A 26,925-nucleotide genomic window follows, 5' to 3' on the forward strand; every position below is an offset into this window, starting at 1 on the left:
ATTCTTGGGAGCCTCTCGAAGACGGTGACTCATGCTAGGTAGTCGAATACAATCCGTCAATTCGATCCAATTTATTTGGTAAATCCAAAATATGGATATTAGTCAGGTCGACCTGAATCTCCTGAAGGCTTTTGACGCAATGATGCGCACGCGCAGCGTGACCCAGGCGGGCATCGCACTCGGGCTGAGTCAGCCGGCCATGAGTTTCGCGCTATCGAAATTGCGCCAGATGTTTGACGATCCGCTGTTCGTGCGCTCGGCACGAGGTATGGAACCCACGGCGCGCGCCCAGGAACTGGCCGATCCGGTCACGCGCATGCTGTATCTGATTCAGGACGAGATCCTGCCGCGTCCGACGTTTCACCCGGCGTCTTCGCGCGAGACGTTCGTAATGAGCATGTCGGATATCGGGGAAATGGTGTTTTTGCCGCGCTTGCTCAAGCATCTCGACAGCGTGGCGCCCTACGTGAAGATCAAGACGGTTGCACCCACGCCGAAGGAGTTGGAGGCGGGACTGACCGAAGGCGATATCGCACTGGCGGTGGGTGTGTTCCCCGACCTCGAGAGCGCATCGATCCGTCAGAAGCTGCTGTACCAGCACTCGTTCGTGTGTGTGATGCGGATCGATCATCCGCATATCGGGCAAACGATGACGAAGGACGAGTACGAGGCAGCCGATCACGTGGCGGTGAGGCCGGAGGGGCGTCGGGCCGACCAGTTTGAGAAGACGCTGGAACGATTGGGGGTGCATCGCAATGTGCGACTGTCTCTGCCGCGATACATGGGCGTGCCGTTCATCGTCGCCGACTCGAACATGATCGCCACCGTGCCGCTATCGGTGGGCCGCCGCTTCGCCGACTTCGCACGTGTGAGGCTCGTGCCGTTGCCGTTCAACGTTCCCGCCTACGACCTCCATTTGCACTGGCATTCGCGCTTTCACAACGATCCTGCCAACGCCTGGATGCGCGAAGTGATGTCGGCATTGGTGAGCACACCGAAGCGACCTTTGGCGTCTGACGTGTGACCCGCTGCGCTGACCCGTGATGGCGCGAGCGGGGCCTTTTGCGATAGCGGAGTACGTTGGTAAGGATTGGAAATGTTGTTTTTCTGCGTTTTCGCGATGATCGCCCGGCAACATGAGTTGACGCCGGGCCGAGGGCTGCTAATATCTCTGAAATTAAACAATAATGATAATGATTCGCATTATTGATACAAAATTTGATCGTCACACGGGAATTCAGGTATGTCTTACTTTCGCGCCCCTCGCACGCCACGTGCGACCGGCAGCTTTGCCACGCCCAGCGCCTTCAGGCGTCGTCCTTACCCTGCCACACCGCTAGCACTCGCCGCGCTGTTGACCTGCGTCGTCACCCCGGCGCTCGCTCAGTCGATGACTCCCAGTGAGGTCGACGCGGCCAATGCAACGGCCGATACCACCGCCCAAGCGACGCTCAAGGCCACGACCGTCACCAGCTCGACCTTGCGCGAAACGCCGCAGAATCTGAAGCAGTCGGTGCAGTCTGGTGCGCTCGGCTCGCGTAGCCAACTCGACACGCCCTTCTCGACCACGGTGGTGAGTCAGGAGCAGCTCGAACAACGTCAGCCCGCCAAGCTCGGTGACGTGTTCTCCACCGACGCCTCGGTGACGGATGGCAGCAACGCCTTCGATGCATGGGCCGGCTACATCTACGTGCGCGGCATGCCGATTGACTGGCAGTACGGCTTCAAGCTCGACGGGTTGCCCGTGATGACCTACGGTGTGACGATGCCCTACGAGCAGTTCGATCGCGTGGAATTGCTTAAAGGGTTGTCCGGTTTCATGTACGGCTTCGTCGCTCCGGGCGGGGTGGTGAATTACGTCACGAAGAAGCCGACGGATGAGCGCATCGCCAGCGTGGATGTGGGCTTTCATTCCGAAGGCATCTGGCGCGAGCACGTCGATCTCGGCGGGCGCGCCGGGCCGAACGACATGTTCGGCGCACGCCTGAACTACACGCACGAGGAGGGCCGCACGTACACCGACGGCAATCTGAATCGCGATACGGTGTCGGTCGCGCTCGACGCCCGCCTTACCCGCGATCTCACATGGAACTTCGGGGCGATGTATCAGGACCGTCGTGCAACGGGCACGTCGCCATCGCTCTCGACATTCCGCTTCTCCGGCAATCAATTGCCCGGGCCGGTCAACGTATCCAATGCGAATCTGCAAACGCAGGCCACGCATCTGAACACGATCACGCAGTTCTACACGACGGGGCTGCAATATCAGGTCAATCCTGACTGGAAGGTGTCGGCCAACTATGCGTTCAACAAGTCGACGCGCGACCGCAACGAAGCCACGCTGTATCTGCTCGGTGGCGCAGGCAACTTCAGCGGCCAGAACGATCTGGGCGACGAGAACAACACATTCCGCGCTTGGCAATTGACCGCAGAAGGCAAGGTGCGCACCGGCCCGTTCGCGCATCAACTGACCTTTGGCATCGCCTCGCAGTATCAGACGAACGACTACGCCTACGTCTACAGTCCGACCTATACGGGCAATCTGTACCAGGGCACGTCGTATCAGTATTACGGCGACGGCACCACGCTCAAGGCCCAGCGCTCCAGCGCGATCGAACAACGTTCGGTCTTCGCCTCGGACACCGTGCAACTCACGGAGCGTCTGTCCGTGCTAGGCGGCGTTCGCTTCACGAATTACAACCAGACGAACGCACAGGGCCTCTCGACTTACTCGACGAATGGTGTGTTCACGCCGACACTCGCAGTGATGTACAAGGTCGCGCCGAACACGACGGCGTATGCGAGCTATGTGGAAGCCCTGGAGGCCGGCGAGGTTGTCGGTGTGACCTACGCCAACGCAGGCGCGGTGCTCAATCCGTTCAAGAGCCGTCAATATGAAGTCGGCGTGAAGACGGAGCAGGGCATCTGGAGCACGACGGCGGCACTCTTTCGCATCGAGCGCGGCGCCGTGTACACGAACAGCGCCAACGCGCGCGTGGCGGACGGTCAGTCGATCTATCAGGGGATCGAGTTGGCCGGATCGGTCAAGCTGGGCCCGCTGTGGACGCTCGGCGCAAGCGCCATGGCCCTTGATAGCTGGTACGCGCGCACGAATGGCTTCGATGGCAATCGCGTGGGCGGTGCGCCGCGCTTCGTGCTCTCGGGCAACATCGAGTACAAGGTGCCATATGTGCCGGGCCTCTCAGTGGGAGGCGATATCCGTTACAACGGTCGCACGTCGCTCAACCCGCAGAACTCGCTGACGGTGTCAGGCTACACGTTGATCAACCTCGGCGCGACGTACCGCACCCGGGTCGCGGGCAAAGACGTTACGCTGCGCGCCGCCGTGAGCAACCTGACGAATCGCAAGTACTGGGAGTATCAGTACGACAACTACATCAAGCCGGCTGACCCGCGCATGGTTAGCCTGAACGCAAAGATCGACTTCTGATCGAGCACCGATATTCTGTATCCAGAGGAGACAGCGGCGCTTGCGCCGCTGTCTTTCATTGGCCGCCATGCGCCGCGCCTGACCAGCCGCCGGGGGCTATCACCGTCATCGACAAAATCAATCGAACGGAACGACAAAACGGCTTGACTGTCTACCTACTAGTAGATAAAGTTCGCTTCATGAACCGCACAACGACACCGCCGAGCGCACCGACCGTCAGGGAGCAACTGCTGGAGCATGCGCAGATGTTCCTGATGACGCGAGGCTACAACGGCTTCAGCTATCGGGATTTAGCCGAGCGGGTTGGGGTGAAGACGTCGAGCATTCACTATTACTTTCCGGCCAAGGAAGATCTGGTCCTTGAAGCGATCAAGGCGTATGACGCGCAGATCGGCGCAGGCCTGGCCGGGATTGACGATGCGTTGCCGCCGGCACAGAAGCTGGCGCAGTATGCGCAAGGGTTTGGGCGCATCGTGGCCGACGGTCATCGGATCTGTCTGTGCGGCATGCTGGCCGCCGACATCGAGACGTTGCCGGAGACGGTTCGCGAAGCGGTGCAGCGCTTCTTCGCGTATCACGAAGGCTGGCTGGCGCGTGTATTGGCGCAAGGCGTGGCAGACGGTTCGCTCATGCTGGCATCGTCGCCCGACGCCACCGCCCGTGCCCTGTTCGCGGGGTTTCAGGGCAGCGTGATGGCATCCCGGTTGTTCCGGGCACCGTCGCGGCTGGAAGAGGTGGTGGCCTCCGTTTGCCGCGCGGCCTGAGCCAGCGCTCGCGAAAGACGAAGGAGGCAGAGCACGACGGGAGCGAGTCTCCCGTTTATTTGCGGCACGCTATCTATCTAGTGATAGATATATAGCGCAGAGATGTGAGAAACGGGACGGCGGACGGCGAGGTTCTGACCGGCGTTCACGAAAGTTGTCGCGCAGGTGGATTAAGATCGTCGACGGTGTTGAGTGCAGTGCGCGCGAGAAGCGAAACAAAGAGCGAAACGCGAGCGGCACGTCGATACCGTTGACGAGGGAACACACGCGCAAGGCAGGCGTCAGGACAGTTATCCGGCGCGCCGATGCGTGTATGTCAGGTTGATCGTCCGGCCAGAAGGCAATGCCACGATGGCGTGCCGGTCCGGGGCGATCGAAGTTTGGAAGTGAAATTCTCTACTTACCAGGAGTTCGTCATGTCGATCGAAAAAGTGCTTTACACCGCCCATGCCACCGCAACCGGAGGCCGTGACGGCCGTGCCGTTTCCTCGGACGGCGTGCTCGACGTCAAGCTGGTGGTCCCCAAGGAAATGGGCGGCCCCGGTGTTGGCGGCACCAACCCGGAGCAACTGTTTGCCGCCGGTTACTCGGCTTGTTTCCTGGGGGCGCTCAAGTTCGTCGCAGGCAAAGAGAAGGTGACTTTGCCTGCCGACACGAAGATTGACGGCAGCGTCGGCATCGGCCAGATCCCGACTGGCTTCGGCATTCAGGCAGAACTGAAGATCAGCGTGCCGGGCCTGGATCGCGCTACGGTCGAAGCGCTGGTGCAGAAGGCGCACATCGTGTGCCCGTACTCGAACGCCACGCGCGGCAATATCGACGTGACACTGACGGTGGTCTGAGGCATCGGTACGCGTCGTGCTACGCCGGTGATCGTTGCCGGAAAAAAGGAAGGGCAGCGTTGAGCTGCCCTTTTTCATTGCGCGACGCGCAGCGCGGTGACGGTCACTTCGTCTTCACTTCGACCTTGATGCCGTCGGGCAGCACCGTGATCGCTCCGGGCTCGACCTCGCGTCCGCCGTATCGCAACTGCTCGGGTTTGAACGTGTAGATCGGATACTGGTTAAGTACCTGCTGGGCGACACTGCCGCCTATGGACGTCAATTGCTGGCCATAGGCGGCAGGCATGCCGTTCAGATCCACACGCTCGACGCTCGGATTGTCGAGCAGCACGGCGCGTTTGACCGGATCATATTTCAGTGCGCTGGAGATGGCGAGCACGCCGGCCAGCGGCTGGCCTTGCAACAACACGTTCTGCACTTGCGCATCGACCTGCGTGGTAATGCGATTGGCTTGCGGATTGAAGCCGATTTGCGGATGCGCCAGCGCGACAGAGAGCAATTGACCGTAATTGAGCGTTGTTGGAAACCGCTTGTCGATGGCGGTTTCGATTTCCTTGCGCGTCATCGTGTACTCGCCGGTCCAGATGTTGTACGCGGCATTGGCCGAGCGCACGAGCGGGGCGAGCGCCAGGCCGAGCAGTCCTGCGGCGGCAAGGCGCAAGGCATCGCGGCGCGACGTTGCGGCAGATGCGACGGCGTCAAAAGCCTCGATGTTATCGATGGTGTTGCTCAGGTCGGCCGGGAACGGCGTGCGGCGGGAGATCATAGGGCGAAGGTCCGAAGGACGGGACACGGCGCGGCCGTGTTGGTGTCGTCGATGCAGATCTGACCCGCACGGCGTGGAATCGTTCTGAACGCCGCGTTGATCCGCGCAGGCAAAGCAGGGTGTCGCGAGCGTATGCCGCCCGTTGTGCGGCGCGCACACAGGCTCAGGCACATAGCCCGAGGTCTTCAATAATGCGGGGGGATTTCATGACGCGGATTGCCGTCGGGGCCACTCTGCCCTTGCGACTGCATTTGCTGATACAGCGCCTTGAGCTGCTTTTGCAGCAGGTCGATGTGCTGCTCCTGACGCGTGACGATCTCGTTGAGCGTCTCGAGCAGATCTTCCTGAAACGCCGTCTTGACTTCGAGTTCGACGACGCGTGCTTCCAACGATTCCATGAACTTCTCCGGTGAACGCGGCATTGTAGGGCATTGCGCGCTTCGCAAGCCTGTACCGCGTGGGACATGACGCATCAGATTGGCGCCGGGCATAATCGCACCATGAAAACCTTTCTGCTTTATGTCGTGACCGCCGTCGCGGAAATCGTCGGTTGTTATTTGCCGTGGCTGTGGCTCAAGCACGACCGCAGCGCATGGCTGCTCGTGCCCGGCGCGATTTCGCTTGCGCTGTTCGCGTGGCTGCTCACGCTGCATCCGGCGGCGGCCGGCCGCGTTTATGCGGCTTATGGTGGCGTCTACATCAGCGTGGCCATCGTATGGCTGTGGCTCGTGGACGGCATGCGCCCGACGCCGTGGGACGTTGCCGGGGTGGTCGTCGCGCTCGCGGGCATGAGTCTGATCGCCTTTCAGCCGCGCTAGGCGGTACCGCAGCTTTCCTTCCGGGCGTTCACGCCGTGCGTACACGGTACGTGCAACGCTGCCCGCCCGCGAGGATGTGCGTCTCGCGCGAGACGGTACCGCGCTCGCCGACCAACTCCTGAAACAACTCGAGCTCCGTGCGGCAAAAGCCCTGACACGTCTTGGCCGCTGCGCATATCGGGCAGTGATCTTCGATGAGCAGCCAGTCGTCGCCGTCACGTTCCACACGCGCCATATAGCCTTCCGACGAGCGAATCTCAGCGAGCTTTTCCAGCCGGGCCGCAAGATCGGGCAGCGGGTCGACGGCCTGCTTGTAGTGCGCCCGCGTCTCCACGGCACGCTGCGTAATCAGACGGTCGAGGCCGTCGTCACCGAAGAGTTGGCGAATCGAGCCAATCAACTGAATGGTGAGATGGGAATGCGCATCAGGAAAGCGGCTGTGCCCCGCCTCAGTCAGTGTCCACGCCTGACGCGGACGACCCGCGCCACGTGACGGCATGGTCTCGCCGATAAGCAGACCGTCGCCGACCAGCTTCTGCACCTGCTGACGTGCCGCCTCCGCCGTGATCCCCAACGCAGAAGCGACCTCCGCCGTCGAGGCCGGACCCTGCGTCTTCAGCCAGTGCAGCACGCGCTCGTGCCCAGACGACACCGCCCTATTATCCAAGTGGTTATTTGGGTAATTCATTGTGAGGCATGTAATATCCAAGAACTTTCTTGCATATTAGTCGCCCGGCGGGCGGCTGTCCATCCATGACAACGAGCACGACGAATTTCACGGCGCCGGGCTGGCGCGATCTGCTGAGGGGTAACAACGGCTGGCGTTCGCTGGCGCTGGCGGGCGGGGTGGCGTTGCATGCCACCAATGTCTATGTGGCGACGACAGTGCTGCCGTCCATCGTGAAAGAGATCGGCGGCTTGGATCTGTATTCGTGGAACACCACACTGTTCGTCGTGGCGTCGATTCTCGGCTCGGTGCTGGCATCGAAGCTGCTCACGGCACTGGGGCCGCGCGTCGCTTACGTCACGGCGCTGGTCGGCTTCAGCGCGGGCACGATGCTGTGTGCGGCTGCGCCGAGCATGCCTTGGATGCTCGCCGGGCGCACCTTGCAGGGCTTCGGCGGCGGCATTCTGCTGGCGCTCAGTTACGCGTTGATTCGCATCGTCTTCGCGCCTGCGCTGTGGTCACGCGCGATGGGGCTCGTCTCCGGCATGTGGGGCGTCGCCACGCTTTGCGGGCCTGCCGTGGGCGGCGTCTTCGCGCAGTTCGGGCACTGGCGCTGGGCGTTCTGGTCATTGCTGCCGGTGGTGGTCGGACTCGGCCTCATCATTCGCGCGCAGGTGCCTGCCGGACTTGCCGTGGCGAGTGTTCACGAGTCATCGCAATCTCAGGACGATCACAACGATGCGCATGCCATTCCGTGGTTCAAAGTCGTTCTGCTGTGTGCGTCGGCCGTCGCGATATCGCTCGGTGCCGTGGTCGGCTCGCATTGGCTCGCGGCGGTGTGGATGCTCGTGGGGCTTGTCCTCGCCTGGTGGCTGGCGCAACGCGAGCGCAGCGTGCGGCACGCGCTGCCGCGACTCATGCCCACGGGGGCATATTCGCCGCGCACACGGCTTGGCGGGCTTTACGCCGCCATGAGTCTGCTCGGTCTCGCGATGACGAGCGAAATCTACATCCCCTATTTCCTGCAGACGATTCATGCTCAGACACCGTTTGCGGCCGGTTATCTCGCCGCACTCATGGCGGCCGGCTGGTCGGTGGGTTCGATGACGAGTGCGGGGCGACATGGCGACGCTGCCGAGCGGCGCGTGCGCCTCGGCCCGGTCATCGTCACGCTCGGCATGCTGGCTCTGGCGTGGCTGCTGCCGCAACCGTCGCTGTTCGCGAGTGCGGCAGGTGTGGCGAGCCTGTGCGTCGCGCTGTTTGGTGTCGGCGTAGGGGTTGGCATCGGCTGGCCGCATTTGCTCACCCGTGTGATGACGGCGGCGCGTCCGGGCGAGGCGGCGCTCGCGTCGGCGTCGATCACGACAGTGCAGTTGTATTCCATGGCGCTGGGCTCGGCGCTCGCAGGGCTGATCGCGAACGCGGCCGGTATCGCGCAGGGGGAGGTGGGCCAAGCGCAACGCGCGTCGGTCTGGTTGTTTGCCCTGTTTGCCCTCGCGCCAGCGGGCGCGGCGGTCATTGCATTGCGCGGCAAAGTGGCCGCTGCCGTCACAGCGCAGGAGGCATCATGATCGATCGCATCACTGCCATGCGCACCTTTGTGCGTGTGGCCGAAGTCGGCAACTTCACCAAGGCGGCCACCTCGCTCGATATTCCGCGCGCGACCGCCACCACCCAGGTGCAGCATCTGGAGCGGTGGTTCGGCGTGGCGCTGTTCACGCGCTCGACACGGCGTGTCGCTCTCACGATGGAGGGCGCCGCTTACTACGAACGGTGTGCGGCGATTCTGGCCGATGTCGAGGAGGTGGAGTCGGGCCTGTTCGGCGCGCAGGCGCAACTGCGCGGACGCCTCGCGGTTGTGCTGCCGCCCGTCATTGCGCGTGAGGTTGTCATGCCCTCGCTCGCCGAGTTCCAGGCGCGCTATCCGGGACTCGAAATCGCGCTCGATGCCACGCCGGCACACGGCGACTGGCGCGGTGACGGCGTGGATTGCGGTGTCGTGCTGGGGGAGTTGCCCGACTCACGGCTGGTCGCACGACATCTGGGCGATCTGCCTCGTGTGACGTGTGCGAGCCGTCGCTATCTCGACACGCATGGCACGCCGGATGATCTGGATAGCCTCGCGACCCATACGTCGGTGAAATGGCTGACGGCACCGGCAGAGTCACTGGCTCCGCTGGCCCCGCTGGCGTCGCTCCCCGCCATCGGCGAAGCGAGCGCCGGCGGCGCAACGCACGCCATGCTCGCCCCGGCGAATCCGCTCATGACTCGTTGCGGTGATCTCACGTTGACGGTTGGGGGACGCGCGACATGCGTGCGCACACGCGGTCAGTTGCATGTGGGCGATGAAGCGGCGTATCTGGCGGCCGGACTCGAGGGCCTCGGACTGATTCAACCAACGTTGCTGGCAGCGGCGCCGTATCTGGCGTCGGGACGTCTGGTGCCGGTGCTGCCGGCGTGTCCGCCGCCGCCGCTGCGCCTCTCAGCGGCGTATCCGGCGCAAAAGCGAGTGTCGCCGCGGGTGCGGGCGTTCGTCGACTGGCTCGCGCAGATCTGCGAGCCGTTGGGCAACGCGCGAGATTACGCGTCCCCGCCTGCGCCGGACGGCAATCCGTCGAACGCACGCCGCTCGTTCACGCTACCGGCGTAGTGACTGCGCTTTTCCTCGTACATCAGCAGATCGGCCCGCTGGACCGTGGCCTCGAGCCGCTCGCCCGCTTCGCATGTCGCCATGCCCATCGAGAACGAGAGCGGCGTGCCGGGATAGAACGAATTGTTCAACTCGACGAGTTGGCGAATGCTCTCGATCATCGCCGCACCGCCCGTGGCGTCGGTGGAGGGCAGCAGCAAGGCGAACTCGTCGCCACCAATGCGCGCCGCAATCTGCGGTGCCGCAACGGCCTTACCCAGCACTTCGCCCGCGCGCCGCAGCAGCGCGTCGCCGGCGGCGTGACCCAACTGATCGTTCACGAGCTTCAGACCGTTCAGATCGGCCACGATCACCGTCACCGGATATGGGCCCTTGCGTTCGAGCCGGTTGAGTTCGTCCACGTAGAACGAGCGATTGCGCAGCTTGGTGAGCACATCGTGCTTGCCGAGGAATTCGAGATACGACTCGGCCTTCTTGCGCGCGGTGATGTCCGTGAGGGCAACGAGTACCAGATCCCAGCGTGATTCGTGGCCGGGCAGCACCGCGAATTGCAGGTGGACGTTGATCTCGTTGCCGTCTAGCGCGTAGTTGATGACTTCGCGTTGCTGAAAGAGCCTGTTGTCCCACAAGTCGATCAACTGCTCGCGGAAGTTATGCCGCATGTCGTCGCGGAACACGTCGGGCAGGCGGGCGAGCAGAGTGGACTTGTCCGGGGCGACGAACATCGCCAGCGTGTGACGGTTCACGTCGAGCACGTGAATCTCGTTCATGCAGCGCTCGACGAATTCGGGATGAACGTCGGTGAAGGTGCGAAAGTCGGTAATGCCGCGTGAGCGGGCATCGTCGAGCAGCAGCTTGATCGCGCTGAAATCCTCCACCCATAGCGAAACTGGTGAGTATTCGAAGAGGCCCCTTGCGTATTCCTCGCCCATCGTCACGCGCTGGCGCGCATGTTCGAGTTCCGTCACGTCTTCGAGCGAGATCAGCACGCGCTCGAGCGTGGCTTCGTGGCCGGGCAGGACCGACCCGTTGAGCAGCACGTCAAGACGCCGGCCGTCGAGCGTGTAGTTGACGGTCTTGCTCGTGAAGTGCGTGCGGCCGTTCCACAGTTGGCAAAGCTCTTCGATGTGCGTCTTGAGCATGTCGTCGCGGAACACCCGCGGCAGGCTGGTCACGAGCGTGTCGAGCGACGGCGCGTTGAACATCGTCAACGTCCTGCGATTGACCTTGATGACGCGAATACGTTGAGAGCACGCCGACACGTATGCCGGGTCGGTCTTGAAGTGGGCGCGCAGGTCGGTGACACCTTGCGCACGCCATTCGTCGAACAACTGCTTCACACCGCTGAAATCCTCGAGCCAGAGGGAGACCGGCGCGAGGTCGAACATCAGGGCGTCGTCACTGCCATTGGCGCTGGCACTGGAAGACGAAGCGCTCGGCTGGGAAGGTACGGCAGACATGGCATCCGGCATGAGGCACCTAAGGTCGGGTCAGCCCGCCATTTTACGGGCAAACGTGCGCCACGCCACAGGGAGTCGGATTACAGCAACGGCGCGCCGGTATCGCGTTTGACCTCGCGCAGCGACAGCATCGATTCGATCGAAGAAACGCCGGGCAGGGCGCGCAGCACGTCGCGCGTGAACATGCCGTAATCGTCGAGATCGGTGGCCACTACCCCGAGCAGATAATCCGCGCTGCCGGAAATGTTGTGACACGAGACGATACGGTCGATGGCTTGCACTTCGCGCTCGAATTGCTCGGACAGCGCCCGGTCGTGGACGGCAAAACGCACATGAACGAAGGCCGTCACCCCCAGGCCCAGCGCACGGTGCGACAGTTCAGCCCGATAGCCGGTGATGTAGCCCTCGGCTTCGAGCCGTTTCAGACGGCGTGCGCAGGGCGTTTCGGAGAGCGCCACGCGCTCGGCAAGCCGGGCGTTGGAGATGCGGCCATCGCGTTGGACGATGGCGAGAATCGCCTGATCGATGGCATCGAGTTCATTCATTGTCGGTATCCCACTACGAAAGCAGCTGCAAAGATGGCATTCCACCACGATCTGCGGCATTGGGAAAGTGTTGCCCTCATCTGTTCGGACTAGAGCGGTTGGCGTAATGATGCGGCGTGATGTGAGGGGGTTTTGATGTGAGGTGGATATTTTATGGTGAAATACACCATTTATTTAAATGAGTTTGGGTGGAAAACGCCATGTATCGCTCTTGATTTGGCGGGATCATTGACATCTTTCCGGCCAGTCCGGCCGTCTAAGGGAGACATCATGGTTTCGCCGCAGTTGCTCACCGTCTTCATTGGTGCGCTGATTGTCGTCTACGCATTGCCGGGTCCGGACATGGCGCTGGTGATGCAGACAAGCATGACGCGCGGTGTGCGACATGGGCTGGCCACGGCCGGCGGGCTGGCGCTGGCGCGCGCCGGACACGTCACGCTCTCGGCTTGCGGTGTGGCGGCACTGCTGCGCACGGCGCCCTGGCTCTTCGAGATGGTGCGCATCGTGGGTGCGATCTATCTTGCATGGGTGGCGATCCAGATCTGGCGCTCGCCCGCTTTCGGCATGCAGGCGGCCGAGACGTCCACGCACGCCGCGCCGCTCTCGCATGCCGTGCGGCGCGGCGTGCTTTCGAGCGTGCTCAACCCGAAGGCGCTGCTGTTCTGCTCGGTGCTGCTGCCGCAGTTCGTCCGCCCCGAAGCCGGCCCGGTCTGGACACAAGTGCTCGAACTTGGCGTGCTGCTGCTGATCGTGGGGGCAATTTTCGATATCGCACTCGCGTTCGGTGCGGCGCGCATCGCGCGCTGGCTGCACACCCGCCCGCTTGCACAAAAAGTGCAACGCTGGTCGTTCGGGGCGGCGCTCATGGCATTCGCTGTGCGCCTGTCGCTCGACTGAAAAGCCGGGCACAATACATTGCCCCTACATTCCAGCGATTCGACGCACCGATTCGGTGCATTTCGCTGCGACACCGCAAAAAGAGGTGCGACACAACGTCGCACCTCTTGAAATCTAAGAACCTTCCCGAATTGCTGCATTGCACAGCGTTTACCGCCAAACAGGTGCCGATCTGCTTTGAAATCGTCGCGCGCGTACGCGTGAGGACAGCGCGACACATTGTCGCGCAGGCGGGTGTGCGATGTCCGGCCTAATTAAACTTCGGCATAATGCCGCACCGTGATGGAAGTAAAAGACAAGAAGTCGGACAGTGACTTGAGGTCTGCGGGCGGCAACCTGCCCCGGTTCCCGTCTTTTCGATGACACAGTCGTCGTAGTTCGACCGGTGCAATACCGGCGCGACGACTGCTCCCGTCCCACCTTAACCCTTGCCAACCTCCTGCGACCCTGCATCAGGCCGGTAAGCCCGTGTTGCGCCGTTCGCTGGCCAACTCAACCCTGTCGTGTGACATGAAGAAACACAGAAACCCGCGATTGTTTAGGCTCCTCGCCTTGTGCTCGCCGCTGCTTTTGGCTGGCTGCGGCATGACGCTGCTCGACCCTAAGGGGCAGATCGGAGTAGAGAACAAGAACCTGATCCTCACGGCCACCTGGCTGATGTTGATCGTGGTGATTCCGGTCATCCTGATGACGCTGTGGTTCGCGTGGAAGTATCGCGCAACCAACAAGTCGGCGCGTTATGAGCCGAATTGGTCGCACTCGACGGCCATTGAGGTCGTGGTCTGGCTCGTGCCGATCATCATCATTGCGATTCTCGCGCGCATCACCTGGGTCTCCACCCACGAACTCGATCCCTACAAGCCGCTGGAAAGCGACGTGAAGCCGATCACGGTCGAAGTGGTGGCGATGAACTACAAGTGGTTGTTCATCTACCCGGAACAGGGCATTGCGTCGATCAACGAACTGGCCGTGCCGGTCGATACCCCGGTGAATTTCAAGATCACCTCGGAATCGATCATGAATTCGTTCTTCATTCCGCAATTGGGTAGCCAGGTCTACTCGATGGCCGGCATGGAAACGAAGCTGCACCTGATCGCCAATCACGTCGGCTCGTACGACGGTATTTCGGCGAACTACAGCGGCGGCGGCTTTTCGGGCATGCGTTTCAAGACGCTGGCGATGACCGATAACGACTTCCAGCAATGGGTCGCCAAGGTGCGTGATTCGAAGAAGGTCCTGGACAAGGATGCCTACGCTTCGCTCGTTCCGATGAGCGAGAACACGCCGGTCACGTACTACAGCTCGGTCGACGCGAAGATGTTCGAGTCGATCCTGCACGCCCCGATGGCAAGTGGCATGGCCCAGCAGCACGAAGGCCACGAGAACCACGGTGCCATGGAAATGAAGGGCATGGACATGAAGATGGAAATGAAGGGCGCGGGTACCGACGCCGCGACGGCTCCGGCCGCCGCTGCCAACGTGCAGAACGGCCAGTCGATGACCATGGCCATGGACAACGCCGGCGCGCACGCGATGCACGCTGGTACGGCTGCCCACGCGCATAAGGAGTAAACAACCATGTCAACGCTGTTTGGCAAACTGACTCTCGAAGCCATCCCGTACCACGAGCCGATCATCGTCGGCGCGGTCGGCATGATGGTGCTGGGGGGGGCTGGGCATCCTCGCGCTGCTCACCTACTTCGGCAAGTGGAAGTACCTGTGGAACGAGTGGGTTACGTCGGTCGATCACAAGAAGATCGGTGTGATGTACGTGCTCGTCGCGCTCGTCATGCTGCTGCGCGGCTTTGCCGACGCCATGATGATGCGTACGCAACTGGCGCTCGCTCACAACTCGGGCGGCATTCTTCCGCCGGATCACTACGACCAGATCTTCACCGCCCACGGCGTGATCATGATCTTCTTCGTGGCGATGCCGTTCATGACAGGGCTCGTGAACCTCGTGGTGCCGCTGCAGATTGGTGCGCGCGACGTGGCATTCCCGTTCCTGAACACGCTGTCGTTCTGGCTGTTCGTGGCTGGCGCTGCGCTGGTGAACCTGTCGCTGGGGGTGGGTGAATTCGCACGCACGGGCTGGCTGGCTTACCCGCCGCTCTCGGGCATTCAATACAGCCCGGGCGTGGGGGTGGATTACTACATCTGGGCCTTGCAGATCTCGGGTCTGGGGACGTTGCTCACGGGGGTGAACTTCGTCGTCACGATTCTGAAGATGCGTGCGCCGGGCATGAACCTGATGAAGATGCCGATCTTCACCTGGACCTCGCTGTGCACGATGGTGCTGGTGTGCGCTGCGTTCCCGGTGCTGACGGTGACGCTGGCGCTGCTCTCGCTGGACCGCTACCTCGACTTCCATTTCTTCACGAATGAGTTGGGCGGCAACCCGATGATGTACATCAACCTGATCTGGATCTGGGGTCACCCTGAGGTGTACATCCTGATCTTGCCGGCGTTCGGTATCTTCTCGGAAATCATCTCGACGTTCTCGGGCAAGAAGCTGTTCGGCTACAAGTCGATGGTGTACGCCACGGCCGCGATCATGGTGCTGTCGTTCCTCGTGTGGGCGCACCACTTCTTCACGATGGGCTCGGGCGCCAGCGTGAACGCCTTCTTCGGTATCGCGACGATGATCATCTCGATCCCGACCGGCGTGAAGATCTTCAACTGGCTGTTCACGATGTACCGCGGTCGCGTGCAAATGACCGTGCCGGTGCTGTGGACGTTGGGCTTCATCGTCACGTTCGTGATCGGTGGTATGACGGGCGTGCTGCTGGCCGTGCCGGGTGCCGACTTCGTGCTGCACAACTCGCTGTTCCTGATTGCTCACTTCCACAACGTGATCATCGGTGGCGTGCTGTTCGGTTACATCGCCGGTATGAACTACTGGTTCCCGAAGGCGTTCGGCTTCAAGCTCGACGAACGTCTGGGCAAGGCAAGCTTCTGGTGCTGGCTGATCGGCTTCTACCTGGCGTTCATGCCGCTGTACGTGCTGGGCCTGATGGGCATGACCCGTCGCCTGAACCACTACAGCAACCCGGATTGGCAGCCGTGGCTGATCGCCGCGCTGATCGGTGCGCTGTTCATCGCCGCCGGTATCGGTTTCCAGGTGCTGCAACTGGTGGTCTCGATCAAGAACCGCAAGGCGCTGGCCGACACCACGGGTGACCCCTGGAATGGCCGTACGCTGGAGTGGATGACGTCGTCGCCGCCGCAGTTCTACAACTTTGCCGAAGAGCCGCGCGTGCATGACGTCGACGAGCTGGCCTATCGCAAGCAACACGGCATCAAGAGCGATCTGAAGACGAGCTACGCGCCGATTCACATGCCGAAGAACACCGGCGCCGGTTTCATCATCAGTGCGTTCTCGCTGGTGTTCGGTTTCGCTGCCATCTGGCACATCTGGTGGCTGGCTATCGTTGGCTTCGTCGGCATGATCGTGACGTTCATCTGCCGCAGCAACGACGATTCGATCGACTACTACGTGCAGTCGCCGGAAGTGGTGGCCATTGAATCGGCCCACCATCAGGCACTGGCCGCAGCAGCAAAGGCTTAATCATGACGAGCGAAGTTCTCAAACACTCTGGCGCGCATGCCGATGCGCATGCGCATGACCACGCGCACCACGACACCGGGGGCAACACGATCTTCGGTTTCTGGGTGTACCTGATGACCGACCTGGTGCTGTTCGCCAGCTTGTTCGCGACGTTCGCGGTACTGCGCGACGCGACGGCCGGCGGCCCGACCGGCAAGGAACTGTTCGACCTGAAGTTCGTGCTGGTCGAAACGTTCATCCTGCTGTTCTCGTCGATCACCTATGGCTTTGCCATGATCGGTCTGCACAACGGCAAGAAGGGCGCTGTGCAGGGCTGGCTGGCGATCACGTGGCTGCTGGGTGCCGCGTTTATCGCGATGGAACTGTATGAGTTCCACCACCTGATCCTCGAAGGTGCCGGCCCGAACCGCAGCGGTTTCCTGTCGTCGTTCTTCGCACTCGTGGCAACCCACGGTCTGCACGTGGCCTCGGGCCTGCTGTGGATGGCCGTTCTGATGTTCCAGATCGGCAAGAAGGGCCTGAGCGCAACCAACACCACGCGTCTGCAATGCCTGTCGCTGTTCTGGCACTTCTTGGACGTGGTCTGGATCGGCGTGTTCACGGTCGTGTACCTGATGGGAGCGATGTAAATGAGCAATAGCAAATCGGTGCAATCGCACGGCCACGACGCTGGCCACAATGCGGCCGGGGGTAGCCACGGCAGCGTGAAGTCGTACCTGATCGGCTTCGTGCTCGCGGTGATCCTGACGGTCGTGCCGTTCAAGCTGGTGATGGATGGCACGATGCCGCCGTCGACGGTGCTGCCGCTGATTCTCGGCGCGGCGCTCGTGCAGATCATCGTCCACCTGATCTACTTCCTGCACATGGACCGCTCGTCGGAACAGCGCTGGAACGTGATGGCGTTTCTGTTCACCGTGCTGATCGTGGCCATCGTGCTGGTCGGCTCGCTGTGGATCATGCACAACGCCAACTCGCTGATGATGCCGGGGATGTAAATCTTCCGGACTTGCCCGGGGTTCAGGGCAAATGAAAAAGGCGGCTTCGGAATTCCGAGCCGCCTTTTTTTTATCGGTATTCGCGGGGGCGGCGGCGGCGGCGGGGGAAAGTCGGTATGCCGATGCTTCACCAACCACGCGACGCGCAATGTTTCCGGCGCTTATTCGAGCTAGTTTGGCCTTGTTTGAGCTTGTTTGGACTTATCCGTGCGGCGCCTTGTCATCCGGCGGCGTATCCGAGGTCGGTGCCGCCAGGATCACGCCGGGCCGTACCGGCAGGTCCGGACGAATGCCCAGCAACGGCAACGCCTGCGACGCGATCTCCGCAAACGCAGGCCCTGCCGCCTGACCGCCAAAGTGCTGGGAGGCTTTTGGCTCGTCCACAGACACCGCGATCACCAGACGCGGTGCCGACAGCGGCGCAATCCCCACGAACGATGCCCGGTACTTCGAATGGTCGTAGCCGTGCGCCCCTGCCTTGTAGGCCGTGCCGGTCTTCCCGCCGATGCTATATCCGGCCACTTGTGCGGTCGTCGCCGTGCCGCCCGTATCGACCACGGCGGCGAGCATCTTGCGCATTTCGATTGCCGTGTGGGCGTCGATCACGCGCACGCCCTCCGGCTGCGACGGCGTATCCGGCTTGATGATGGAGATGGGGACGAGCACGCCATCGTTGGCGAAGATCGTGTAGGCGCGCGCCAACTGGAACAGCGACGCCGAAACGCCGTAGCCGTAGGCCATCGTCGCCTGCTCGATCCGCCGCCACGACTTGAACGGGCGCAAACGGCCCGACACCGCGCCCGGGAATCCCAGCTTGGGCTGCTGCCCCAGGCCGATCTCGGTAAACATGTCCCACATTTCCTCGGCGCGCAGCATGGTCGACACCTTGGTCATGCCGATGTTGCTCGACTTCTGGATGACGCCTGCGGCCGTCAGCACGCCGTTCGCGCTGTCGTCGCTGATGGTGGCGCCCTCGAACACATATCGCCCCGGACCGGTGTCGATCAGCGTGGCCGGCGTCAGGCGGTGCAGGTCGAGTGCCAGCGCCATGGTGAAGGGCTTGAGAATCGAGCCCGGCTCGAAGACATCGGTGAATACGCGGTTACGCAGTTGTTCGCCCGTCAGATGTTCGCGGTCGTTCGGGTTGTAAGTCGGAAAGTTCGCCAACGCCAGCACCTGGCCCGTCTTGGCATCGATCACGACCGCCATGGCCGCTTTCGCACCGGTGCGATCCAGCGCATTCTTCAGGGCTTCGTAGGCGATGTATTGCACACGGGTGTCGAGCGTGAGGCGAATGTCCTTGCCGTCGCGCGGCGGGCTGGAGTCATCGAGATCCTGAATGGTCCGGCCGATGCGGTCCTTGATGACGCGCCGCACGCCCGCCGTGCCCTCGAGCAACGGCTCCTCGCCCAGCTCCATGCCTTCCTGCCCCTTGTCTTCGACGTTGGTGAAGCCCACGACGTGTGCCGCCACGTCGCCTTCGGGGTAGAACCGCTTGTATTCGCTGCTTTCATAGACACCCGGAATACCGAGCGCCTCGACCTGCTTGCCGACTTCAGGCGAAACCTGCCGCTTCACATAGACAAACTTCTTCTCGCCGATGAGCTTGGTGCGCAACTCCTTTGCGGGGATGTCGAGCAGCTTGCTGGCCTTCTGGATGTCGCTATCGGACAAGTCGTCGGGGACTTCGGCAGGCACCGCCCAGATGGTGCGCATTGGCAGGCTGGTCGCGAGAACGCGTCCATCCCGATCTTCGATCTTGCCGCGCACCGCCGGCATGACGATAGTGTGTTCGTAACGTTTTTCGCCCTGCGCGATGTAGAAGCCGTTGCCGGGCCCGGCAATCCAGAACGCTCGCGCGACCAGCCCGATGAACGCGAGGGTGATCATGATGACAACGAGCTTCGAGCGCCACAACGACATGCGCGACTGCAATACCGGACTGGAAGCGAACGTGACGTCCTTGGGCTGGCGATTCTTTTGCATGGCGCTCGCGAAGGCGGTGAGAGGCGTGAACAGCAATGAGCCGATCGACAAACTCTGGCTCAAATTCTAGGCGAGATAGCGTAGCATGCAAGCGACTGTTGCAATAGCGCAAAAGCCCCGTCAGACGGGGCTTTCAGGGTTATTTTTGATGGTTTCCGGCATGCTTTTCGCACGGGTGTCGGCTGGTGAAACCGGAGGCGGATTTTATCGGCGGGATTGTCCGCGCGCCGTATGAAACGTCACGCTACTTCGCCGCGCCGAAACTGACGTCTCCGTACCAGGCGTGCGCACTCGCATGTGTGTTGTCGCTGTCGGTGAAGATGCCGTAGCCGAGCAGCTTGCCGGGCTTCTCCTTATAGATGCGTTCGTAATCGGCGGCGACATTGCGCGAGAAACTCTGCCATTTGCCGAGCGACGCCTCGCCGCCCGCCACCACGAGCATCTGTACCCGGTCGGTGTGCGGGTTCTGGATGACGCTGCCCGGTGCCGCATCGTTGGACCAGATATACATCAGCGTGGCATAGGGCAGGTCTTCACCCGTTGCCTTGGCCAGCGTGATGGCCGCCCGATCGCCGAACGGCAGCGAGGATTTATCGCCGTCGAAGAAGAACACCAGCCGAGCCGGGGAATCCTCTTTGTCACTCACGCGGTTATCCGCGCCGGGAATCGCATTGTCGACTTTCCAGCGCCATGTCACGCCCGGCGTCGCGCTCAGATCGATACCGTCTCCCCTGGCCATGAGCGCAGAGGCGGAGTCGACCGAGTTGGCCTCGATGACATTGCGCCCGCCATCGGTGACGACGGTGTAAGTAGTGAACTTCTTGCCGTTCACCACTGGCAGGTTGCGCCAGCCGGCCGGCAGTGCACCCCCCGGACTGGCTTTCGAGAAGGGGATGCCTGCCGGTCCGGCGGCTGCGGGGTCTGCGGCGTCGGCCGGCGCGGCGGCGAGACCGCTGGCGATCAGGCTGAGCGTGAGCGCCCAAGTTCCGATGGACGACGAGGCGCGCTGCGACCTGAAGCGAGTCAGCGAGCGAAGCGGCGAGACGATGCGATGCATGGTGAGCGACTCCGGCGTTGGCAAGAAAACCGCTGGCACTGACCGTGTGGCGCGTGCCTCCCGGGGGCAGACCCCCGATCAACGGCGATCGACGACTGAACGTTGGGAAAAATCAGCGCTGTTGCATGGCAACCCGAAGGCCGAGGCCGATGAAGATCGTGCCGATGATCTTGCCCTGCCAGCGCAGCAACCCTGTGAAGCGCCGCACGAACTTGCCGAGCGGACGCACGGACAACGCAATCGCTGCGGTATACAGCGCACTCATTGCAACGAACACCAGACCCAGCACAAGGAACTGCGCGAAGACGTTGCCCTCGCTCGCATGCACGAACTGCGGCATGAAGGCGAGGAAGAAGAGGGCGGTCTTTGGATTGAGCACTTCGGTGGCCACCGCCTGTCCGAACGCGCGTCCGGGCGAGACTTTCGGGGCCACGGGCAGTTGCGGATCGGACGGGCGCTCGCGCAATGCCTTGATGCCCAGATAGATCAGGTACGCCGCCCCCACGTACTTCACGATATCGAAGGCCAGTGCCGAGGTCATCAGCACCGCCGAGAGTCCTACCGCCGCGCACAGGGTGTGCACGAGGTCGCCGAGCGCAATGCCCATGCCTGTCATGACCCCCGCGCGCCGCCCGCCTTGCACAGTGCGCGTGACGGTGAGCAATACCGCGGGGCCGGGAATCAGAAAAAGCCCGAGTACGACGACAACGAACGTGGCGAGGGTGGCGAAAGTCGGCATGGGGTCTCTCCGGGGCAATCGGTGGCGACACAATGGCGTCATCATCCCAGATTCCGCGACAGCTTGCCCGAAAGGGGCTGGGCGAATGCTGAAGCACCTTGTGCCGCGTCAGGGGACGATGTTGGCTTTTTCGACGTCAACAAGGAAGCGACATGCCATTTGTGTCCGATGCAGCATCCTCATCCCCGAGTTCATTCCTGCACCTGGCTTACGAGGTGGCGAACTGTGCCTACGACGGCTTCCGGGGTGACTTCGCCGGCGCGGCCGCGTGTCTGAGAGACAGTGGCCTGCATCATTTGCTGAGCAACGCATGGCAAAACGCGAGCGGCCGGTATCAGGAGCGGGGGCTGAGCGTACCGGGCGCACCCGGGATTGCGGGCGTGGCGGATGTGGCATTCGCCTGTGCCTTGAGCGCGCTGACCGTTGACGCGGCGTGCCGGTATCTCTGGCCGGAGCTGCGTGCGCTCGAGAACGCCTTCGGTGAGGGCGTGCAAGGGCGGCGTCAGTGGGCGCTTCAGACGCAGACACAACTTCGCCGCCGAACCGCCGCAGATATCACCGCGATGCGGCAGTGCCTCGCGGCCTTCGACGCGACGCAGATGTTCGTCCATTCAGCGCAGCAGACCACCGCGTCCTCGGGCCGCAAGCTGGCCGAGCGGAATATCGCGGAGGCGCTCATCCTTCACATCGCCGACGCGCCGCAAACGTCCATCGCCCATAGCGACCGGGTCGCCTCGCTGTGTCAATTGCTGGCGCACGGTCTGGGCTTCAAGCTGCCGCTGGCGATGCGTCAGGCATTGCACGTGGACGACGCTCGCCCATCGCTGATCAGGTATGACGACGCCTTCGCACTCCTGCGCGAACGGCTCGAACCCGACTGGCGTCATGATGTCGCGGGCTCGCCCACGTTCACCGTCCATCCGGTCGACATTCAGCTTTTCGATCCGGCCGAGACAACGGACGATCTGTCGATGGAAACACGCGCGGCAAGGCGGCAACTCACGCATCCCGGCGCCCTGCGACGCGTCAGATCTCGTGTCGTCGCGTTGATGGCGGCAAGCGTGCGTGAAGATTGCGGGAGTGCCGCCGACTGGCGGGAACTCGGCGAATTCGCCCTGACTGCCGCCGCCCAGCGAGGGCTGGCCTGCGAGCGTGTACTCGACGCCATGGGCATTGCGATACGTTCGGGCGTCAGCGCGCGCGTCGCGTGGCGCTGGACCGACGAGCCGCCGGTGCAAGCTGGGCAGGTCATGATGTCGACGATCCCGGTCGATGTCTCGCGATGGCTTGCCCGCGTGATGCTGGTGGCGGGCAAGCCGGATATGCGGGTGCCGTGCCCCCCCCGCCTTGCGGCGTTGGCACGCGGCGATACGCCGTCGTCGCTGGTGATCGGCGCTACCGACTGGATACACCTTGTCGACGGCATTCGCGCGTTGGGCCGCGACCACTGGCACGCGACTTACGCGCAAGTGTGCGAGGCGGGAAGGCCCTAACCGGCAACGCCTGGGAGGGGTTACAGGTAGGCCCCGCCCAGCAAACCCGCGACGCTGCCGGCGGCGAGCCACCACAGCGGATGCACACGGGTGCGGATGGCGAGCACGGCCACGCAGGCGGTGATGCCCGCAAGCAGCCATGACGTTGCCGACGCTTCGGCAATGAGCGAGGCACTCGCGGCGACGAGCCCGGCCGTCATCGGCACCAGACCGGCCTGCACGATGCGACGCCACGGCCGGTCCCTGAAGCGCTCCCACAGATGCAACACGCCGACGGTGATGAGGGAGGACGGTCCGAACTTCGCCAGCGACGTGACGAGCATGCCTTGCCAACCTGCCACATGCCAGCCAACGAGCGTCACGATCATGAGGTTCGGGCCCGGCGCCGCCTGCCCCAGCGCGAACAGCGCGCTGAATTGTTCCGACGTCATCCAGTGATGCAGATCGACGACCTGACGCTCCATCTCCGGCAGGATCGTGTTGCCGCCGCCAAACGCCAACACCGACAACTGCGTGAAGATGAGCGCGAGCGAGATGAGCGTGCCGGTCATTGCGAAACCCGCGAGGTGGCATAGATGGAGACCGGCGTCATCACGAGCATGGTGAGCACCAGCGGCACGCGCAGCACGGCGATTGCGATGAAACACGCCACCGCCACGCCAGCCAGTGCGACGGACTTGCGCAGCGGCCACGCCACTTTCCACGCCATCTGAATCAGCAGGCCGGCTGCGGCCGCCGCAAGTCCGGCGAAGAGATGCTTCACATGCGGATCGTTCTGAAAGTGCTGATAGATCGTGCCCAGCGCGATGACCACGGCAGACGGCGCCGCGATCAACCCGAGGATCGATGCGAGCGCGCCGCGCCAGCCGTGAAAACGCATGCCGAGTGCGACCGACAAATTGATGATGTTGCCGCCAGGCAGAAATTGGCACAGGCCCAGCAGATCCGTGAATTCGGCCGGCGTGACCCAGTGATGCTTGTCGACGATCATGCGTCGCGCCAGCGGCAACGCGCCGCCAAATGCGGTCATGCCAAGACCGAGGAAGCCGAGGAAGAGGGCACGGATGCTCGGGGCATCGGCCAAAGGAGAGGCTTGCATCGTGGCGGGTGTGCCGGATGCGGCAGGCGCGGTGGGGGCCGGAGTGCTCATGGCGGATTCGATCTGAAAACTGGACTACGGTGGGGCCGCCGGGCAGGAGTGACATCGAGGGAGGGATGCACGGGTGCCGCGCGGGACCCCTTGAGAGTAGGGCGATTGCGCTATATTGTCCAATATATGGGAGTGACTTGATTCATATCGAACCAATATGGCAAATATCGACATACGTTTGCTGCGCTATTTCATCGCAGTGGCCGAAACGGGACACATGACGCGTGCGGCGGAGCGTCTGGGCATTGGACAGCCGCCGCTCTCGCAGCAGATCCGGGTGCTCGAAACACAGTTGGGCGTGACGCTCTTCGAGCGTCTGCCGCGTGGCATGGCGCTGACGGATGCCGGTCAGGCGTTTCTTGGCGACGCGTATGAGGTCGTACGCAAACTCGATCAGGCGGTGGACGATGTGCGCCGTGTCGCGGCGGGCGTCAAAGGGCGGTTGTCGGTGGGTTTTACCAGTTCGTCGGCGCTGCATCCGTTCGTGCCGACGGTGATTCGCGCGTTCCGGCGCGATGCCCCGTCGGTCTCGCTGATGCTCGACGAGAGCAGCACGAGTGAGTTGCTCGACGGTTTGCGCGACGGTGAACTGGACGTCGCGTTCATTCGTCAACCGCAGGGCGATACCGGGCAGATCGTCTTTGTGCCGGTGCTCGAAGAGTCGATGGTGCTTGCCGTGCCGTCGGCACACCCGCTCGCCCTCACGGGACGCGCGGGCAAGGCGGCCGTGCCCATGGCGGCCATCGCCGCAGAGAAGCTGATCCTCTATCGCCGCCGTACAGGGCAGGGGCTATACGACGCCATCATCGCGGCATGCCACGGCGCGGGCTTCAGCCCGAACATTGAGCAAGAAGCCCCGCGTTTGCTCACGACGCTCTCGCTCGTGGCGGCGGGACTCGGGGTGTCGGTGGTGCCCGCCTCGCTCATGCGCATGCAGGTGGAGGGTATCGTCTACCGGCCGCTCACGCCTGCGCCGCGCGCGCCGCTGTACTGTGCGTATCGCCACGGCGTGCTCGCCGGACCGGCGGCGCGACTGCTCGATCACGTGAATGACATCGCAAAGACGGTTGCCGCCGGGTGACGAACGAGGGGCTGGAGAGGCGGTGGCGTTGCGTCAGGCCGTCGTGCCGCCCTTTTGCGTGAGCAGCGCTTCGATATGCCCGTGCAAGCCGACATCGCTCCACTCCAGTTCTCCCATGCGCCAGAAGCGGGCATTGCCCGCACGATCGATGAGATAGGTGGCGGGCAGGCCGAGCGATCCGAAGCGTTTGTAGACAGCGCCGTCGGCATCGAGCAATACCGTGCCGTCAATGGGGAGCTTGTCGATGAACGGCTTGACCGTGGCGAGCGGTTCCTTGTAATTGACGGCGACCAGCGCGAGGCCCCGCTCGCGGTATTGACGCGCCACCGCCCCCATCGCCGGAATTTCTTCGCGGCATGGGCCGCACCACGTCGCCCAGAAGTTGAGGATGACCACGCGCCCGCGCCATTCGGACAGCGCGCGCGGCCGGCCGTCGAGTGCGTCGAGCGTGAACACCGGTGTGGCGCCCCGCCATGCCGACAGCGTGCCGCCGGAGGTTCCGGCGAGTGCGCTGTCGTCGACTTCCGCCGCCCCTTTGGCTGGGCCGGCCGGCCCGGCCGCCAGCGCCTGTGCGCCCGTGCCTCCCAGCGCACTGGCTGTCCCGAGCGCCCCGAGGGTGTGAAGAAAATGACGGCGTTGCATCGCGATGCTCTCCTTCGTGTCAGGCAGTGATTTCGCGGGCGTTCATGCGATAGCGGAAGGTGTCCGGATTGAGGCTGTCGAGCTGGGCACGCGCCACCTCCCCGTTCGGATACATGAGGAACGGCACGGCGTTGTCTTGCGCCGCGCGTGCGCCGGGCAGTGGAATGTCTGCGCCGTGATTGAACGCGACCCAGTTCATCTCCCATTGGCCGAAGAGCATCGCGCGGGCGGCGCGCACGCGCAGGTCATCGACTGGCAGGCCGCCGGGCACTTCCTCGAGCACGACCTTACGCACGTCCGCCGGGTCGACCGGTACCCAGCCGTAGCCGGCGGCGTAGAACTCGGCACGGCAATGCTGCGCACGCGTGACATCCCCGGCTTTGCCCAGACTGTTGAAGCCATGATTCGATGCCGCGACGCGCACGCCGTAAGCGTCGCGTGCGGGGATACCGACCGAGCGCGCGAGCGCCGTGAAGAGCGCATTGATATCGGCGCACTTGCCCGCGAGGTCGCCCGTCGTCAGCATGTAGCGCACGTCGCCGGTGCCGCAGCCGCGTACCGAACCTTCGCGCCGGCAGTTCTCGACGATCCACTGATAGATGGCACGCGCCTTCTCCACGTCACCCTTTTCGCCCCGGGTGATCTTCTCGGCGGTTTCGCGCACGAGGCCGTCGGTCGGCTGGAGTGCGGTGGGCCGGAGATATTGCCGCAGGACTTCGGGCGATTCGCGTGGCGCATTGGCCGAGGGCGGTTGCGCCAGATCCACATGCCGGTCGCGGGTGGCGAAGGTGTTCACCAGCGTGACCGTACGGGTATCCTGCGTCGCGCCTTCGGGCCACGCCACGGCCAGCATCGGCACGCCGATACCCGACGCGCCGCGCACCGTGCGCAACTCGGCGTTGGCTCCCGGCGCCTCCCAGCGTGTGCCGAGGGCGCGCTGATAACCGCCCGAGGGCGACGCCGCCACCGGCAGCCAGACGTTCGCCGGGCCGTTCCCGGCCGGCAGGTCGACCTGCGTTGTCAGCTCGAAGGTGCGCCAGCCTTCGGCGGCACCGGACGACGGCATGCGTGACGGCGCCGCCTGCGCATGGGCGGGGATCAGCGAAGTCGACAGGACAGAAGCGGGCAGGGCGCAGGCACCCAGCGAGAGAAAGCGGCGGCGTTTCATGATGAGGTCCCCTTTGGCGTCAGCGCTCACGGCGCATGGTGGTTAGGGTGCTGCAATAGCGTGCTGTGATAGCGTGTGGCGAAGCGGCGGCAACGGCGTCCCGCGATGCAGGGACGATGTGAACCGGTAGCATGGCGGCATCGACGTACCGGTATCCGCCATTTCGAGACCCATCGGAGCCGGTCG

The 26,925-nt window shown here is 63.1% G+C and carries 25 protein-coding genes and 1 pseudogene; 14 read left to right on the forward strand and 12 right to left on the reverse strand.

What is annotated here, in order from left to right:
• Positions 1–91: 91 nt before the first annotated feature.
• From PBR20603_RS13970 to PBR20603_RS13985, 4 genes are all read left to right on the forward strand, one after another.
• Positions 92–1,024 (forward strand): LysR family transcriptional regulator, encoded by a 933-nt coding sequence (locus tag PBR20603_RS13970; protein WP_150560114.1) that lies wholly within the window; start codon positions 92–94, stop codon positions 1,022–1,024.
• A gap of 219 nt (positions 1,025–1,243) precedes the next feature.
• Positions 1,244–3,451, forward strand: coding sequence for a TonB-dependent siderophore receptor (locus PBR20603_RS13975; RefSeq protein ID WP_246174651.1), 2,208 nt, complete (start codon positions 1,244–1,246; stop codon positions 3,449–3,451).
• A 179-nt stretch (positions 3,452–3,630) separates the two neighbouring features.
• Positions 3,631–4,215 (forward strand): TetR/AcrR family transcriptional regulator, encoded by a 585-nt coding sequence (locus PBR20603_RS13980; RefSeq protein ID WP_150560115.1) that lies wholly within the window; start codon positions 3,631–3,633, stop codon positions 4,213–4,215.
• Between the two features lie 416 nt (positions 4,216–4,631).
• Entirely contained in the window at positions 4,632–5,057 is a 426-nt protein-coding gene (locus tag PBR20603_RS13985) for an organic hydroperoxide resistance protein (RefSeq protein WP_039364959.1), read from the forward strand.
• Between the two features lie 103 nt (positions 5,058–5,160).
• On the opposite strand, the gene PBR20603_RS13990 is transcribed toward PBR20603_RS13985, so the two are convergent.
• Together PBR20603_RS13990 and PBR20603_RS13995 are read right to left on the reverse strand one after the other, a co-directional pair.
• Positions 5,161–5,823, reverse strand: coding sequence for a DUF1439 domain-containing protein (locus tag PBR20603_RS13990; protein WP_150560116.1), 663 nt, complete (start codon positions 5,821–5,823; stop codon positions 5,161–5,163).
• A gap of 185 nt (positions 5,824–6,008) precedes the next feature.
• Entirely contained in the window at positions 6,009–6,221 is a 213-nt protein-coding gene (locus PBR20603_RS13995; protein WP_425495813.1) for a SlyX family protein, read from the reverse strand.
• 102 nt (positions 6,222–6,323) lie between these two features.
• Here PBR20603_RS13995 and PBR20603_RS14000 point away from each other — a divergent pair, with 102 nt between their 5' ends.
• Positions 6,324–6,641 (forward strand): YnfA family protein, encoded by a 318-nt coding sequence (locus PBR20603_RS14000; RefSeq protein WP_150560117.1) that lies wholly within the window; start codon positions 6,324–6,326, stop codon positions 6,639–6,641.
• A gap of 28 nt (positions 6,642–6,669) precedes the next feature.
• Here the strand turns inward: PBR20603_RS14000 and PBR20603_RS14005 are convergent, their stop codons facing one another.
• Positions 6,670–7,293 (reverse strand): helix-turn-helix transcriptional regulator, encoded by a 624-nt coding sequence (locus PBR20603_RS14005; protein ID WP_425495814.1) that lies wholly within the window; start codon positions 7,291–7,293, stop codon positions 6,670–6,672.
• Positions 7,294–7,394: 101 nt separating this feature from the next.
• On the opposite strand from PBR20603_RS14005, the gene PBR20603_RS14010 reads away from it, so the two are divergent.
• Together PBR20603_RS14010 and PBR20603_RS14015 are read left to right on the forward strand one after the other, a co-directional pair.
• On the forward strand, positions 7,395–8,879 hold the full coding sequence (locus PBR20603_RS14010) for an MFS transporter (protein ID WP_150560119.1): 1,485 nt from the start codon (positions 7,395–7,397) through the stop codon (positions 8,877–8,879).
• Positions 8,876–9,958 (forward strand): LysR substrate-binding domain-containing protein, encoded by a 1,083-nt coding sequence (locus PBR20603_RS14015; RefSeq protein WP_150560120.1) that lies wholly within the window; start codon positions 8,876–8,878, stop codon positions 9,956–9,958. Before PBR20603_RS14010 ends, PBR20603_RS14015 begins: the two co-directional genes overlap by 4 nt.
• On the opposite strand, the gene PBR20603_RS14020 is transcribed toward PBR20603_RS14015, so the two are convergent.
• Together PBR20603_RS14020 and PBR20603_RS14025 are read right to left on the reverse strand one after the other, a co-directional pair.
• The gene (locus PBR20603_RS14020; RefSeq protein WP_246174652.1) at positions 9,889–11,418 is read right to left on the reverse strand and encodes a sensor domain-containing diguanylate cyclase; all 1,530 of its coding nucleotides are present in this window, start codon (positions 11,416–11,418) and stop codon (positions 9,889–9,891) included. The two genes, PBR20603_RS14015 and PBR20603_RS14020, sit on opposite strands and share 70 nt — an antisense overlap.
• A gap of 80 nt (positions 11,419–11,498) precedes the next feature.
• Positions 11,499–11,963: an Lrp/AsnC family transcriptional regulator gene (locus tag PBR20603_RS14025; RefSeq protein WP_010808609.1), complete on the reverse strand. Its 465-nt coding sequence runs from the start codon at positions 11,961–11,963 to the stop codon at positions 11,499–11,501.
• 270 nt (positions 11,964–12,233) lie between these two features.
• On the opposite strand from PBR20603_RS14025, the gene PBR20603_RS14030 reads away from it, so the two are divergent.
• The 5 genes and pseudogenes from PBR20603_RS14030 (at position 12,234) to PBR20603_RS14050 (ending at position 17,423) form a co-directional block, all read left to right on the forward strand.
• Entirely contained in the window at positions 12,234–12,860 is a 627-nt protein-coding gene (locus tag PBR20603_RS14030; RefSeq protein ID WP_150560122.1) for a LysE family translocator, read from the forward strand.
• 510 nt (positions 12,861–13,370) lie between these two features.
• The gene (gene cyoA / locus PBR20603_RS14035; protein ID WP_150560123.1) at positions 13,371–14,432 is read left to right on the forward strand and encodes a ubiquinol oxidase subunit II; all 1,062 of its coding nucleotides are present in this window, start codon (positions 13,371–13,373) and stop codon (positions 14,430–14,432) included.
• Between the two features lie 15 nt (positions 14,433–14,447).
• A pseudogene (cyoB, locus tag PBR20603_RS14040) lies at positions 14,448–16,428 on the forward strand (cytochrome o ubiquinol oxidase subunit I).
• Positions 16,429–16,430: 2 nt separating this feature from the next.
• On the forward strand, positions 16,431–17,057 hold the full coding sequence (locus PBR20603_RS14045) for a cytochrome o ubiquinol oxidase subunit III (RefSeq protein WP_010808613.1): 627 nt from the start codon (positions 16,431–16,433) through the stop codon (positions 17,055–17,057).
• A complete protein-coding gene (locus PBR20603_RS14050) occupies positions 17,058–17,423 on the forward strand; it encodes a cytochrome o ubiquinol oxidase subunit IV (RefSeq protein WP_010808614.1) in 366 nt (121 codons plus the stop codon).
• A 201-nt stretch (positions 17,424–17,624) separates the two neighbouring features.
• On the opposite strand, the gene PBR20603_RS14055 is transcribed toward PBR20603_RS14050, so the two are convergent.
• The 3 genes from PBR20603_RS14055 to PBR20603_RS14065 form a co-directional block, all read right to left on the reverse strand.
• On the reverse strand, positions 17,625–19,409 hold the full coding sequence (locus tag PBR20603_RS14055; protein ID WP_150560124.1) for a peptidoglycan D,D-transpeptidase FtsI family protein: 1,785 nt from the start codon (positions 19,407–19,409) through the stop codon (positions 17,625–17,627).
• 244 nt (positions 19,410–19,653) lie between these two features.
• On the reverse strand, positions 19,654–20,466 hold the full coding sequence (locus PBR20603_RS14060; RefSeq protein WP_150560125.1) for a DUF3047 domain-containing protein: 813 nt from the start codon (positions 20,464–20,466) through the stop codon (positions 19,654–19,656).
• A gap of 112 nt (positions 20,467–20,578) precedes the next feature.
• Entirely contained in the window at positions 20,579–21,205 is a 627-nt protein-coding gene (locus PBR20603_RS14065; protein ID WP_150560126.1) for a LysE family translocator, read from the reverse strand.
• Positions 21,206–21,357: 152 nt separating this feature from the next.
• Here PBR20603_RS14065 and PBR20603_RS14070 point away from each other — a divergent pair, with 152 nt between their 5' ends.
• Positions 21,358–22,698, forward strand: coding sequence for a hypothetical protein (locus PBR20603_RS14070; RefSeq protein ID WP_150560127.1), 1,341 nt, complete (start codon positions 21,358–21,360; stop codon positions 22,696–22,698).
• A 20-nt stretch (positions 22,699–22,718) separates the two neighbouring features.
• Here the strand turns inward: PBR20603_RS14070 and PBR20603_RS14075 are convergent, their stop codons facing one another.
• Together PBR20603_RS14075 and PBR20603_RS14080 are read right to left on the reverse strand one after the other, a co-directional pair.
• Positions 22,719–23,249 carry a chromate transporter gene (locus tag PBR20603_RS14075; protein WP_150560128.1) on the reverse strand — a complete coding sequence of 177 codons (531 nt, stop codon included), beginning with the start codon at positions 23,247–23,249 and terminating at the stop codon, positions 22,719–22,721.
• Positions 23,246–23,848, reverse strand: coding sequence for a chromate transporter (locus tag PBR20603_RS14080; RefSeq protein WP_150560129.1), 603 nt, complete (start codon positions 23,846–23,848; stop codon positions 23,246–23,248). The genes PBR20603_RS14075 and PBR20603_RS14080 overlap by 4 nt, the downstream gene beginning before the upstream one ends.
• A gap of 157 nt (positions 23,849–24,005) precedes the next feature.
• Here PBR20603_RS14080 and PBR20603_RS14085 point away from each other — a divergent pair, with 157 nt between their 5' ends.
• Entirely contained in the window at positions 24,006–24,929 is a 924-nt protein-coding gene (locus PBR20603_RS14085) for a LysR family transcriptional regulator (RefSeq protein WP_150560130.1), read from the forward strand.
• Between the two features lie 33 nt (positions 24,930–24,962).
• Here PBR20603_RS14085 and PBR20603_RS14090 read toward each other — a convergent pair whose 3' ends face one another.
• Positions 24,963–25,571 (reverse strand): TlpA family protein disulfide reductase, encoded by a 609-nt coding sequence (locus PBR20603_RS14090; protein ID WP_150560131.1) that lies wholly within the window; start codon positions 25,569–25,571, stop codon positions 24,963–24,965.
• A gap of 19 nt (positions 25,572–25,590) precedes the next feature.
• The gene (locus tag PBR20603_RS14095) at positions 25,591–26,739 is read right to left on the reverse strand and encodes a transglutaminase-like domain-containing protein (protein ID WP_150560132.1); all 1,149 of its coding nucleotides are present in this window, start codon (positions 26,737–26,739) and stop codon (positions 25,591–25,593) included.
• Between the last annotated feature and the right edge of the window lie 186 nt (positions 26,740–26,925).

The organism is Pandoraea bronchicola (assembly GCF_902459805.1).
GTDB classification, from domain to species: domain Bacteria; phylum Pseudomonadota; class Gammaproteobacteria; order Burkholderiales; family Burkholderiaceae; genus Pandoraea; species Pandoraea bronchicola.

Excerpts from the sequence above, each read along its gene's own strand:
- PBR20603_RS13970 (WP_150560114.1), top strand. The coding sequence starts at position 92 with ATGGATATTAGTCAGGTCGACCTGAATCTCCTGAAGGCTTTTGACGCA.
- PBR20603_RS13975 (WP_246174651.1), top strand. The coding sequence starts at position 1,244 with ATGTCTTACTTTCGCGCCCCTCGCACGCCACGTGCGACCGGCAGCTTT.
- PBR20603_RS13980 (WP_150560115.1), top strand. The coding sequence starts at position 3,631 with ATGAACCGCACAACGACACCGCCGAGCGCACCGACCGTCAGGGAGCAA.
- PBR20603_RS13985 (WP_039364959.1), top strand. The coding sequence starts at position 4,632 with ATGTCGATCGAAAAAGTGCTTTACACCGCCCATGCCACCGCAACCGGA.
- PBR20603_RS13990 (WP_150560116.1), bottom strand. The coding sequence starts at position 5,823 with ATGATCTCCCGCCGCACGCCGTTCCCGGCCGACCTGAGCAACACCATC.
- PBR20603_RS13995 (WP_425495813.1), bottom strand. The coding sequence starts at position 6,221 with ATGGAATCGTTGGAAGCACGCGTCGTCGAACTCGAAGTCAAGACGGCG.
- PBR20603_RS14000 (WP_150560117.1), top strand. The coding sequence starts at position 6,324 with ATGAAAACCTTTCTGCTTTATGTCGTGACCGCCGTCGCGGAAATCGTC.
- PBR20603_RS14010 (WP_150560119.1), top strand. The coding sequence starts at position 7,395 with ATGACAACGAGCACGACGAATTTCACGGCGCCGGGCTGGCGCGATCTG.
- PBR20603_RS14015 (WP_150560120.1), top strand. The coding sequence starts at position 8,876 with ATGATCGATCGCATCACTGCCATGCGCACCTTTGTGCGTGTGGCCGAA.
- PBR20603_RS14020 (WP_246174652.1), bottom strand. The coding sequence starts at position 11,418 with ATGTCTGCCGTACCTTCCCAGCCGAGCGCTTCGTCTTCCAGTGCCAGC.
- PBR20603_RS14025 (WP_010808609.1), bottom strand. The coding sequence starts at position 11,963 with ATGAATGAACTCGATGCCATCGATCAGGCGATTCTCGCCATCGTCCAA.
- PBR20603_RS14030 (WP_150560122.1), top strand. The coding sequence starts at position 12,234 with ATGGTTTCGCCGCAGTTGCTCACCGTCTTCATTGGTGCGCTGATTGTC.
- cyoA (WP_150560123.1), top strand. The coding sequence starts at position 13,371 with ATGAAGAAACACAGAAACCCGCGATTGTTTAGGCTCCTCGCCTTGTGC.
- PBR20603_RS14045 (WP_010808613.1), top strand. The coding sequence starts at position 16,431 with ATGACGAGCGAAGTTCTCAAACACTCTGGCGCGCATGCCGATGCGCAT.
- PBR20603_RS14050 (WP_010808614.1), top strand. The coding sequence starts at position 17,058 with ATGAGCAATAGCAAATCGGTGCAATCGCACGGCCACGACGCTGGCCAC.
- PBR20603_RS14055 (WP_150560124.1), bottom strand. The coding sequence starts at position 19,409 with ATGCAAAAGAATCGCCAGCCCAAGGACGTCACGTTCGCTTCCAGTCCG.
- PBR20603_RS14060 (WP_150560125.1), bottom strand. The coding sequence starts at position 20,466 with ATGCATCGCATCGTCTCGCCGCTTCGCTCGCTGACTCGCTTCAGGTCG.
- PBR20603_RS14065 (WP_150560126.1), bottom strand. The coding sequence starts at position 21,205 with ATGCCGACTTTCGCCACCCTCGCCACGTTCGTTGTCGTCGTACTCGGG.
- PBR20603_RS14070 (WP_150560127.1), top strand. The coding sequence starts at position 21,358 with ATGCCATTTGTGTCCGATGCAGCATCCTCATCCCCGAGTTCATTCCTG.
- PBR20603_RS14075 (WP_150560128.1), bottom strand. The coding sequence starts at position 23,249 with ATGACCGGCACGCTCATCTCGCTCGCGCTCATCTTCACGCAGTTGTCG.
- PBR20603_RS14080 (WP_150560129.1), bottom strand. The coding sequence starts at position 23,848 with ATGAGCACTCCGGCCCCCACCGCGCCTGCCGCATCCGGCACACCCGCC.
- PBR20603_RS14085 (WP_150560130.1), top strand. The coding sequence starts at position 24,006 with ATGGCAAATATCGACATACGTTTGCTGCGCTATTTCATCGCAGTGGCC.
- PBR20603_RS14090 (WP_150560131.1), bottom strand. The coding sequence starts at position 25,571 with ATGCAACGCCGTCATTTTCTTCACACCCTCGGGGCGCTCGGGACAGCC.
- PBR20603_RS14095 (WP_150560132.1), bottom strand. The coding sequence starts at position 26,739 with ATGAAACGCCGCCGCTTTCTCTCGCTGGGTGCCTGCGCCCTGCCCGCT.